General features: G+C 49.6%; 5 protein-coding genes. 2 read left to right on the top strand and 3 right to left on the bottom strand.

Annotation, left to right across the window (positions count from 1 at the left end):
• Window positions 1-289: 289 nt before the first annotated feature.
• Window positions 290-2,359, bottom strand: coding sequence for a sigma-54-dependent Fis family transcriptional regulator (locus CVU71_18290; GenBank protein PKN16898.1), 2,070 nt, complete (start codon window positions 2,357-2,359; stop codon window positions 290-292).
• Window positions 2,360-2,646: 287 nt separating this feature from the next.
• On the opposite strand from CVU71_18290, the gene CVU71_18295 reads away from it, so the two are divergent.
• Both CVU71_18295 and CVU71_18300 read left to right on the top strand, forming a co-directional pair.
• Window positions 2,647-4,302, top strand: coding sequence for a long-chain fatty acid--CoA ligase (locus CVU71_18295; protein PKN16899.1), 1,656 nt, complete (start codon window positions 2,647-2,649; stop codon window positions 4,300-4,302).
• Window positions 4,303-4,485: 183 nt separating this feature from the next.
• Entirely contained in the window at window positions 4,486-5,745 is a 1,260-nt protein-coding gene (locus CVU71_18300; GenBank protein ID PKN16900.1) for a hypothetical protein, read from the top strand.
• An 18-nt stretch (window positions 5,746-5,763) separates the two neighbouring features.
• On the opposite strand, the gene CVU71_18305 is transcribed toward CVU71_18300, so the two are convergent.
• Window positions 5,764-5,943, bottom strand: coding sequence for a hypothetical protein (locus tag CVU71_18305; GenBank protein PKN16901.1), 180 nt, complete (start codon window positions 5,941-5,943; stop codon window positions 5,764-5,766).
• On the bottom strand, window positions 5,936-6,169 hold the full coding sequence (locus CVU71_18310; protein PKN16902.1) for a hypothetical protein: 234 nt from the start codon (window positions 6,167-6,169) through the stop codon (window positions 5,936-5,938). Before CVU71_18310 ends, CVU71_18305 begins: the two co-directional genes overlap by 8 nt.
• Window positions 6,170-6,500: the final 331 nt, after the last annotated feature.

Here is a 6,500-nt window from a genome sequence, read left to right on the forward strand (position 1 = left end):
GGCCAGTGCCTCGGAAGAGCTGAATGCTCAGTCCGGTTCCATGAAAGGCATTGTTGAAGAACTGGTGGCCATGCTGGGCATGAAAAGCGATCAGATGACAACCGCTGACGTAGGAGAGACGGAAACAGCGGAACATCATGAGCGTAATGCAAAGACTCCCCTTTTAGAATAATCTTCTGAGGGAGTGATCATCCTGACGGATGACGGATGGCGTCAAGGTCTGAATAAAGCGGAAGCCTTTTTCCGGATAGCAAGCCCGGCCCGCTGCATCACCAGCCCGGCTGCAATATCAGGCTAATCCATATTTCTTAATTTTCCGGAACAATGTTGTCCGCGAGACATTCAACCGTTTTGCAATCTGATTTTTGGGAAATTTCAGTTTCAACATCCGGCTGATTAATTTCTTTTCCACATCTTCAGGAGACTCCATCTCCGTATTCATATTCATCTCCAGGTCCGGACCGGGGAAATGGCGGGTGTTGAGAATTTCCTGCGGAATGAGATCAGGAGTCAATTCATCAGAACGGGCATAATTCATCATCCGTTCAATGACATTCTGCAATTCCCGGACATTGCCGGGCCAGGCATAACGCAAAAAGGCATCCATGACCTTCTCGTCGATGCGTCCGATATTTTTGCCCAGGGTTTTTCCGTATTTCCTGATAAAGACATCCACCAGCAGAGGAATATCGTCCAGCCGCTTCGTCAGCGGCAGCATGTGGATCGTGAAAACATTCAGGCGGTAATACAGATCCTTCCTGAAATTCCCTTTACGGACTTCTTCGAGAAGGTCTTTGTTGGTTGCGGCAATGATCCGGGTATCCACCGGCCGGACCCTGCTTCCGCCGATGCGGATGATGGACTTATCCTCGATGACCCGAAGGAGCACCGCCTGCAGTTCCAGCGGCGTTTCGGCGATTTCATCAAGAAAGATGGTGCCACCGTCAGCCAGTTCAAATTTGCCCTGACTGCCGCCTCGCTTTGAACCGGTAAAGGCGCCTTCGGAATAACCGAAAAGCTCACTGGTGATAAGATCCCTCGGAATAGCCGCACAGTTGATAGCCAGATAAGGTCCGTCTTTCCTCAAACTCGCATTATGAATGGCCTGGGCAAAAATATCTTTTCCCGTGCCGCTCTCCCCCAGAAGCAGGGCGTTGGAACTGCTTTGAGAAATCAGGCGCGCCTGCTCCAGCGTCATCAGAAAGCGGGGGTTCCGGCCGCAGATATCCTCAAAGCAAATGTTTGCTTTGGCTCCGATCATCTTGGTAACCAGGGTTTTGATCCGTTTAATTTCGGAGAAGATGAGTATCTTCCCCATGATCTTTCCCATCAGGGTCTGGATGGGATTACAGGTGAGGGTATAATCGCTGTAGCCGTTTTTCGTAAAGATTCTGACATCGGCATCCGTGAAGGGTTCATTGGTTTCGATCATGCTGAGGAACTGGTGATTCATCTCGCCGCTGAGGTTCCGGATATCCTCTCCCTCAACTTTCTGACCTTCCAGACCGAATTTTTCACGGGCTTTATCATTGATCACGGAGACACAGCCTCTGCTGTCCAGGGCAATCAACGCCTCGGGGATGAACTCAATGACGGTCTTCTGCAGGCTGTAGGCCAGCTCCGTTTCCTCAAAGGCGGCCTTGCTTTCCTTCAGGGCTCTCTGCGCCCGAAGCTCGTTTTCAATGGCCTGAGCCGCGGCCACCGCCATCCCCAGCGTATGGGGGGTTTGAGCATAATAGAAAGCAGACAGCGTTATACCGCCGATCAATTCGCCGTCGGGGCTGAAAATAGGAGCACTGGAAACCGTCAGTTTGTGAAATGTTTTATTGTAATGCTGGGTCCCGAAAATCCGGATGGGCTTTTTCAATGCGAGAACGGTTCCTGCGGCGTTGTTCCCGGCGCTCTTTTCATCCCATCGAACGCCCGGATACCATTGCAGACTGATGTTGGTCTTTACGGCTTCATCATCGTCCTGCATCGTGTCCAGCACATATCCCCGGCGATCGAACAGACCGACAACAAATCGCGACCCTTTGACGAAGCGGTAGAGATTAAGCAAAAAAGGTTTGCTGATGGAAATAAATTCCCGGTTGTCCGTGAGTAAGGATTGCAGATCGTTTCCCGTCAGTATTTCATGCTTCGGATTATGTGAGTAATCAACCCCCAGCTGGCGGCAACGTTTCCAGGATTCCATGATTTCTTCAGGAACGATGGCCGGGTCAACATTTTCAGCCCCGTTGACATACTTGTTCCACTCCAGAGAGGTCTTGGTATATTTTTCCTCATAAAACGCATTCAAAGTGATCGTCTCATGGGATAACGGAAATTTCATCAATGAAGGCTCAATTACCATTGCCATATCTTCCTCTCTAAATTCATCTTATCTCGTCTCGTAGTTTCAATTATGTTTCATATACGTTGCATCAATGCACCATAAATGGAACGCATGTGAAACATAGCGGACACAATAAATCAAGATAAATAATTTTTTCCAATACATCCAATGACATAAAAAATGAAATCAATTGGTATGAAGCGTGCAGAGCTGTCGGGCACAAGACGGCTATTAATAATGAATGGTGATTGATATCCTTAAATATCAGTCGATTGATACCCTTCAAAAACTGTTTAAAGAGGTTGTTCCGGGTGGAAACAAGATTCTGGCAAAGAAATTATGATTATAACGTTCCCACCACCATCCGTTACCCGAAATTTCCTGTCCAGAATCTGGTTCATCTGGCGGCAGCGCAGTTCCCCCATAAGCCGGCCGTGGATTTCTATGGATCAGAGTTGACATTCAGACAGGTGCGCGATCAGGTCCTGCGCATGGCCAATGCTTTGATTCGCCTCGGGATGAAGAAAGGCGACCGGATCGGCATCGCTCTGCCGAACTGTCCTCAGTATATCATTGCCTACTATGCCGCCCTGTCCGCAGGAGCCATCGTGGTCAATATGAATCCCTTATATGCCCATGATGAACTCAAGTTCATGATGGAGAATACCGGTCTGAAGGCCCTCGTCACTTTCGACGGAGCCATTCCCACCATGCGGCCCCTCGCCATTGAGCTGGGGCTTAAACAGGTCATTGTGACAAGACTGACGGACTATATCAAGGCATTTGATGTGAGCACGGCCAGGGAGCTGGAGCTGGAAACAGAGTGGCGTCACTTTTCGGAACTCCTGGCCGGTTCCATGGATACAAAAATTCCGCGGATTGCCGTAAGCCCGGATGATCCGGCGCTGATCCAGTTCACCGGGGGAACGACCGGACTTCCCAAAGGAGCGCTCCTGTCTCACCGGAATATCGTAGCCGCAACTTTCCAGTGTCTCCACTGGGGAAATTCAACCATCCCCTGCACCCCCTGCGAGAAACGAACGGTTCTCGGAATCATTCCCTATTTCCATATATACGGCAATCTCTACTGTATGAACTGGGCGTTTTTAAGTATGGCTACGCAAATTCAACTGCCCCGTTTCGATATGGATGAACTGCTCGGCACTCTTGCCCGTTTTGAGCAGATTACCTTCTTCCCGACAGTGCCGACCATGATTACAGCCATTCTCAATCATCCCAAATTCCGCGAGATGAATCTTCCGGGGAAGATCCGTTATTTCAATTCCGGAGAAGCCCCCATGCCCGTCGAGCTCATTGCCAAAGTAAAGGACATGGGAATTTTTTTCAGCGAAGGATGGGGCATGAGCGAAACGACCGCCATGGGAATCAGCAACCCGGCGCTGGCCCACAAAACGGGTTCCATCGGCGTTCCGTCCATCGACAGCGATGTCCGCCTTGTTGATCTTGAAAACGGTACGGAAGAGGTAACACAGGGAGAACCGGGAGAGATCATCATCAAGGGACCGACCGTGATGATGGGATACTGGAACAACCCGGAGGAAACCAATATCCAGATGAAGGACGGCTGGCTCCATACGGGCGATATCGGACAAATGGATGAGGACGGTTACATCACCATCGTGGACCGGAAGAAGGACATGATCATTGCCGGAGGGTTCAATGTTTATCCCCGGGAAGTGGATGAGGTGCTTTGCCGGCATCCCAAAGTGGCCCAGGCCGTCACCGTGGGAGTTCCCGACCCGTACCGGGGCGAAACCATCAAGGTCTTCGTTGTTTTGAAACCGGGGAAAAAAGCCGCACCGGCCGAGATCATCGAATTCTGTAAGGAAAAACTGGCGCCTTACAAGGTGCCGAAGTTCGTGGAGTTCCGCAGCAGCATTCCGAAGTCCGCGGTCGGCAAGATTCTTCGCAAGATCCTGCGGGATGAAGAAACAGCCGGAAAATGACGGGCAGCAGAACGCCCGGAAAAGCATTGATCAGGAGGTTTTAAGCACTTTGAGTTTCGATTCCTCATTCCTGGAATTTCTTAACGGACGGAAGGAAAAGATACGGAGGCGCTTAATGTTTATCATGCCGCAGAGGCGGCATGAGTCATAGTATTATCATTTTAGTTAAGGAGGAAGTTTTATATGTCAGAAACAGGAAGTGGAACTGCGATTGGTGGGATCGTCGATCCCGCAAAATTCAGGACAAAGGTGTTATTGGTTGCAATTCTCGGCTACGCCTTTGACGGAATGGACATTATGGTTTTTGCTCTTGCTGCGCCGTTGTTGCTGGATGCGTGGCCTACACTCACGCTGGCTCAAATCGGCATTATTGCTACTTGCATGCTGCTGGGCATGAGCCTCGGCGGCTATATTTTTGGCCCCATTGCCGACAAGTTTGGCCGGAAAAGAGCATTGATCTGGTGCATTGCCTTCTTCGGCATTACCACCGGTCTGGCCGGTTTTTGTACGAATTATATTCAGCTGTCCGCCCTGCGGTTTCTTGCGGGATTGGGGCTTGGCGCGGAATGGGCACTGGCCGGCACGCTTTTGCAGGAATTTACGGAGCCTGAGAGACGGGCTAAGATCAGCGCCTACATGATGTTTGGCTGGCCGTTGGGATTCGGCTCAGCTGTTTTGATCAACTTATTTTTATGTCCGATTTTTGGCTGGCAGATGCTTTATTTCTTTGGCGCAACAGCAGTTTTTCTTGCCATTTACATCCAGATGGCCATTCCTGAATCACCCTCATGGTTGAAAATGAATCTCGACAGGCAAAAGGGCATCGCTGCCGGCACCCCGGTGGCCACGGCCGGTTTTAAGGATCTTTTCAAACGTGAGAATATTCGGTCATTCTTCTGGGTCGTTGTTGTCTGCACCTCTCTCATGGTCACCTACTGGGCGGTCAATACTTTTCTTCCCACGGTTCTGGCCCGGGAACGAGGCATGAGCCCGAAAGTGTATTCTTCTTTCCTGCTGTTCCTGCAGCTTTTAGCCTGCGTCGGTTATCTGCTCGGCGGTTTCAGCGCGCATAAATTCAGCAAGAAAGTTTCCATGGCTGTCTTTGCGTTCCTGTCCGCCGTTACATTCTACGGGTGGCTGGCGTTTGAATGGCCGGACAACATTTTCTATATATGGGGCGCCCTCAACTGGACGGTCGCGTCGGCCATATGGGCTGTTCTGGCTGCCTACCTGGTTGAACAGTTCCCGGTCCATATTCGCGCAGTAGGCGTTGCCGCCGGATTCTCGACAGGACGTTTGATTGCCACCGTTGTGCCGCTGATTATGGGCACTGCGGCTCAGTCGCTGGGATTGACCACCGTTATGACGGCTGTCTCCGCATTCTACCTGGTTTGTATGGTTGGCGTCATTATGCTGCGATCTCCCGAAGCTGGAAAGCATTAAGGCGGAATTATAATCTGCTTATTGAACGTCCGGGTCATACAGGATTTTACAGCGGGTAAACCGGAAAGAAATATTCAACACTTTTCCAGCAGCCCCGATTGATAACTTTACAGACAGCTCCTCCGGCAAAACCCGGAGGAGCTGTTTCATAAAATCCATGACTGTCCGGCCGAATAATTCCGGCTTCCGATTATACAAGGCAGATGCGCATCTTTAGAAACAGAATAATGCCGGCATCGGGTATTTGCTTTTGCGTGCCTTGATGGTTTTCAAACCGGCAATCATTGTTTCGGGCGCAGTAAATCAAAAAGCCTTTCACGGATATATCCTTCAACGCAACGTCACAAAATACTTTTTTCGACAGCCTCTGCATGCCTGTCGTGTCCGCGTTTTCCAGACGCGCTGCCGTATTTTTCCGTTTCATATTTTAATTCTTTCAGTTCATTATTTTGATCAACTTGATAAATAAAATATCAGCTGGATGCCAGTTTGGGTTAAAATTTTTTTGTAGCAATTATTTGCATTTTTTTACTTGTCATCATGATGCAATTCTGATAGTCGTACTGCTGTGTGACGCCAAAATCACGCCATTCTAAAGGAAGAAAAGGAGGAGTTTTATGAAAAGATTGAGTATGGTAGTTTTTTGTTTGGTTGTTATGGGTTTGGTCGCATCAGCAACGATGGTTCAGGCACAGGCTAAGATTGATGTCACCGGCAAGTGGGCTATGGATGTTGTTACACCGAAAGTTACGGGA

The organism is Deltaproteobacteria bacterium HGW-Deltaproteobacteria-6 (genome assembly GCA_002840435.1).
In the GTDB taxonomy this organism is placed as follows: domain Bacteria; phylum Desulfobacterota; class Syntrophia; order Syntrophales; family Smithellaceae; genus UBA8904.

What these genes read in the sequence shown, in the direction of transcription:
- CVU71_18300 (PKN16900.1), top strand. Translation starts at nt 4,486, where the DNA reads ATGTCAGAAACAGGAAGTGGAACTGCGATTGGTGGGATCGTCGATCCC.
- CVU71_18310 (PKN16902.1), bottom strand. Translation starts at nt 6,169, where the DNA reads ATGAAACGGAAAAATACGGCAGCGCGTCTGGAAAACGCGGACACGACA.
- CVU71_18290 (PKN16898.1), bottom strand. Translation starts at nt 2,359, where the DNA reads ATGGCAATGGTAATTGAGCCTTCATTGATGAAATTTCCGTTATCCCAT.